This window comes from Neobacillus pocheonensis, from assembly GCF_050477905.1.
In the GTDB taxonomy this organism is placed as follows: domain Bacteria; phylum Bacillota; class Bacilli; order Bacillales; family Cytobacillaceae; genus Neobacillus; species Neobacillus pocheonensis_A.
Genome location: NZ_JBCNAD010000081.1, coordinates 1 through 3,782 on the forward strand (window position 1 = coordinate 1; position 3,782 = coordinate 3,782).

The window sequence follows — 3,782 nt, forward strand, 5'->3', positions numbered from 1 at the left end:
TATTTTCCCTCTACTCGATTTCCACAAACGGGCAGTTAGGCATAAAAAACATTGGGGTATAATCCCAATATTTAATGTTGTTTATCTAAAGTAGCCTTAATGCAAATCCAATTAAGAAAAGATTTGTTCCTCCTCTATTCTCCTTTTTACAAAGCCAATCTCTTTTCAGTTGATTAGTGAAACATATGAATTAAAGAATTTTATCTAAATAAGGATGAAGATCTTCACTATCTAGACACGCTTCACATATTATTAAAACGTTTATTTCTCCTTTTTCACTTTTACCTTTCCTCTCACCACAAACAGTACAGACTTGTTCCAAAATTATCACTCCTTAGCACACTTATTTATACTTTTCCCGTATTCTCCTTTTTAACTCCTTTTAGACATTTTCTAATTAACGCACCCAAGGCCCTAAAATGTTATAGAACTTAGTGATAACGAGAAAGTTGAAGTAAAACATCGATGTAAGCGTTTTATTGTAAATAAAATGGTTTATTTAACTAATTTTTAACCCTTTACAATTTATTTTTATCGTCCTAATATCATGCTCATAGAAGAAATTTCATATTGCCTAATCCCGAAAGGGAACGGAGGACCCAATTTTGGGGTTAATTCTACTTATGTAGAAGGGATGTCAATCTCTTTCGCCATCCTACCCGTCAGCTAACTTCGTCGGCTAAAGCGAATGAGGTCAAAAGACCACCTATGAAGGCGCTTTTTGTGCTCTTTTTTACAGAAAAAGCTTGCTTTCGATTTGTGGTCTTATTTGTTTTGGCAAGAGTTTAAGGGGGAATAAAATTCATGGAGGGAGTGATCGTTTGGGGTTAAAAGGCTATATTAGTCTTTAAGGATATGGTAATCGGCATTTCAACAAATAGGGGTGTTTTTCAAAAATAGATAATGGTTAGCAAGATTCATTTAAAATATTGTGAGTAGTGAGAATAATAATTTTCATGTTTTTTTATCACTGGAAATACTGATTATGTATTGTAGGGGGTATTAAAAAATGGAAAGACTTCTTGGGACACTTATGAAAAAATATTATCAAAATAAATCCACACCAACATATTTCGGGATAGGAAATGATTATCTTGATGTTATCACAATGCGTTACAGAGTATTTGGTGCTGTATGGCAATTACATAATGGTTACAGGTATATAATTGGTTACTGGTTTGGTGATAATAAAAAAGATATTTTAAATTTTATTAATTGTGGGAGATGGGCAAAACTTGTAGACCAAGAAGGGCAAATTGAAGAAGTTTATCATATGGTTCGAGAAAAACAGGAAAAAGAGCTTTGGAAAAAACGGATTAAGCTTCCAAATAATATAAAACACCAAGAGAATTGGATAGAGAAAAAGACGGGGTGGTATATCATAAAATCATACAATCACTTTCCTTGCACCCTTACCTGTATTCAAAAAACAAAATACAATATTTGGATTGAACATATCTGTGTCTGCGAATCTAATAATGATATAAAAAAACTTCTTAATTTAATTAACTTGGAACACAATATTAAATTAATCCCAGATGAATTCATTAATTGTATGTGATTTTATGGGATGCATCAGTTTAATGGCTTAACCATAATCAGGGGGTAAATAATCATGACATTTAAAAGGTTACTTTTTGGTCGTCCTTTAAAATCAGAAGAAGCAGAAGCCGAAAAAATGCCGATGTGGAAGGCACTACCGATTCTTTCCTCGGATGCTCTTTCTTCTGTAGCTTATGGGACAGAAATGATATTATTGGAACTAGCGACAGTTGGGGCATTTGCATTTGCTTTTTCTTTGCCCGTTGCTATAGCAATTATATTATTAATTTCTATTCTTATTATTAGTTATAGACAAGTTATCGACGCGTACCCTCAAGGCGGAGGAGCCTATATGGTCGCAAAAGAAAACTTGGGCATGATGTGGGGACGTTTAGCCGGAGTTTCATTACTTATTGATTATACGTTAACGGTAGCAGTTTCTATATCGGCAGGTGTACTGGCAATTACTTCTGCTTACCCTTCTGCTTTACCATATATCGTTCCAATTGGACTTATTTTTACCTGGTTTATGGTATGGATGAATCTAAGAGGCATATCAGAAGCGGGTAACGTATTTGCATTTCCGACTTACATATTTATTTTTTGCATGTTAACCCTGGTAGGTAAAGGGTTATTTGACTGGTTAACTGGTGCAAGTCAGGCAACACACGAAATCACAATACCTACAGAATTACCAGCAAGCCTGACATGGTTTGTTTTGTTAAAAGCTTTCTCATCTGGGTGTTCAGCTGTAACAGGAGTTGAAGCTATCTCCAATGCGGTACCTCATTTTAGGCAACCGGCACAAAAAAATGCGAAACGAACAATGGTTACATTAGGACTGTTATTATCCATTATTTTTGGTGGAGTAACGATTATCTCAAGAGCCTATGATATTCATCCTGATCCAACAGGAACTAAAACTGTTCTTTCAATGGTGGCAGAAGATGCTTTTGGAAGGGGAATTTTTTATTATATTATTCAGTTTGCTACCATGACAATATTAATACTAGCTGCTAATACTGCCTTTAATGGGTTTCCGATATTAGGATCTCTCATGGCGCAAGATAAAAATATGCCCCGAATGTTTGCCAACAGAGGAGACCGTTTAGCTTATAACTATGGAATAATTACACTGGGAATCTTAGCAAGTATTTTACTCATTGTATTTCGCGGAAGAACTGAGGCATTAATTCCTCTTTATGCCATTGGTGTTTTCTTATCATTTACTATGGCACAAATAGGTCTTGTCTTAAAGTGGCGAAAGGATAAATCACAAGGATGGCAACGAAAAGCAATTATAAATGGAATAGGTGCCGTAGTAACCTTCTTTGTTGTAATAATATTCAGTATTACCAAATTTGAAGAAGGGGCTTGGATCGTAGTTGTTATAACGCCTATATTGTTATGGGTAATTACAAAAATTAGTAAACATTACGACAATGTAGGTAAGCAATTAAAATTTGATTTAACTGAGACCATTCCAAGTACTGATACAATCATAATTATACCTGTTGCTGGTATTCATAAGGTGGTGGTATCAACAATTTCATATGCAAAATCACTTACCCCAAATGTGGTAGCTTTTTATGTTGCTTTTTCTCCTGAAGATGCTAAAAAGATGGAAGCAAGATGGGATGAGTGGAACCCAGGTGTCCGATTAGTCGTTGTTACGTCACGTTACCGTACATTAATTAAGCCATTAATTGAATTTATTGAGCGTATTGACCACCACTATAAACATGAGAAGAAAATAACTGTACTATTACCTGAATTTATTACACATAAGTGGTGGCACCGATTATTACACAATCAATCAGGATTACGTATCCGTTCCATATTATTAAATAGAAAAGACGTTGTGGTTTCTACTGTTCCATTTCATTTGAATGATTGATACGTAACTTAATGTAAGTCACAAGTCCAATGATATTTTCATTGGGCTTTTTTATTTTTAAAGATGTAACAATTAAGAAGGGTGAAAAAAGGTAAAGAAGGGAAAAATTATGAATATAAATATATAAAGGAGTGCTGCTAAATGGAACAAGTATGTAACATATGTGGGAATAGCGAAGATGATAGTGTAAATAAGCCAGACATGACAGTATTGCTAATTTGTGAAAATTGTTTAAAAAGTGATATGCTTCCACCTTTATTGGATAAAATGTTCCTTGATTAATATCTTAAACAAATTGATTCAAAAAATAATTAGAATCTTTCTTCTTCAACTACCATGAAAA

At 34.0% G+C, this 3,782-nt stretch carries 3 protein-coding genes and 1 riboswitch; of the genes, 2 read left to right on the forward strand and 1 reads right to left on the reverse strand.

The genetic code is table 11. From position 1 onward, the window contains the following. Positions 1-190: 190 nt before the first annotated feature. Complete coding sequence (locus ABES02_RS28425) at positions 191-322, reverse strand: hypothetical protein (RefSeq protein WP_430141193.1); 132 nt, start codon at positions 320-322, stop codon at positions 191-193. A 239-nt stretch (positions 323-561) separates the two neighbouring features. After that, positions 562-696, forward strand: a riboswitch (cyclic di-AMP (ydaO/yuaA leader). 313 nt (positions 697-1,009) lie between these two features. On the opposite strand from ABES02_RS28425, the gene ABES02_RS28430 reads away from it, so the two are divergent. Continuing rightward, entirely contained in the window at positions 1,010-1,561 is a 552-nt protein-coding gene (locus ABES02_RS28430; protein WP_430141194.1) for a hypothetical protein, read from the forward strand. A 54-nt stretch (positions 1,562-1,615) separates the two neighbouring features. After that, positions 1,616-3,439 carry an APC family permease gene (locus tag ABES02_RS28435; protein WP_430141195.1) on the forward strand — a complete coding sequence of 608 codons (1,824 nt, stop codon included), beginning with the start codon at positions 1,616-1,618 and terminating at the stop codon, positions 3,437-3,439. Positions 3,440-3,782 lie beyond the last annotated feature (343 nt).

Bases quoted from the DNA above. Each gene is read 5' to 3' on its own strand.
- ABES02_RS28430 (WP_430141194.1), top strand. From the start codon at position 1,010: ATGGAAAGACTTCTTGGGACACTTATGAAAAAATATTATCAAAATAAA.
- ABES02_RS28435 (WP_430141195.1), top strand. From the start codon at position 1,616: ATGACATTTAAAAGGTTACTTTTTGGTCGTCCTTTAAAATCAGAAGAA.